1 protein-coding gene is annotated in these 684 nt (G+C 54.1%); it reads right to left on the reverse strand.

Going from position 1 to position 684, the window contains the following annotated elements:
* Positions 1-218: 218 nt before the first annotated feature.
* Positions 219-684: winged helix-turn-helix domain-containing protein (locus tag HZR81_RS23690; RefSeq protein ID WP_500129404.1), on the reverse strand; the 466-nt coding region annotated here is incomplete at its 5' end.

Consider the following 684-nt stretch of genomic DNA (forward strand, 5'->3'; position numbering starts at 1 on the left):
TCGGTAAGGATGGCAAGACCAGGCGTCGCAAGGGCACTAGCATCAAATCCAGTGATATTCTGATAGCTCCCCCGCAGAGACCCATCTTCTTCGTGCCACAGCTGAAGAAATCCAGCTCGGAGAACTGAGGTTCGGCACCGCTCCTTGCTCGGTGGCTCGCCTTAACCGCATCGGTACCGGTAGCTTGGCCCATCGCGTGAAATGCCGAGCATTTCGCTCTAGGGGTCTGGCGCGTCGATCAAATAGCCCATCCCACGCGCGGTTTGTATGAGCTTAGGTTCGAACTCATCATCGATTTTTGCTCTCAGCCGTCGTACCGCCACCTCAATCACATTGGTATCGCTGTCGAAATTCATGTCCCATACTTGGGAGGCGATAAGGGACTTTGAGAGCACTTCCCCGCGACGCCGAAGTAATAGCTCAAGAAGTGCGAATTCCTTTGCAGTTAGGTCTATTCGTTTCCCCGATCGCGTAACTCGACGCCTGAGCAGATCGACCTCAAGGTCGAGGAGTTTGAGTATTGTTTGGTTGGGGACATTATTGCCGCGGCGAAGCAACGTACGGATCCTGGCTAGCAATTCGGAGAAGGCAAACGGCTTGATGAGATAATCATCAGCGCCCAACTCCAATCCCTTTACTCGATCCTGAACCCCGTCTCGGGCGGTGAGAAAGAGCACGGGAACC

The sequence above is a fragment of the Pseudomonas sp. LM13 genome, assembly GCF_041381355.1.
GTDB lineage: Bacteria > Pseudomonadota > Gammaproteobacteria > Pseudomonadales > Pseudomonadaceae > Stutzerimonas > Stutzerimonas frequens.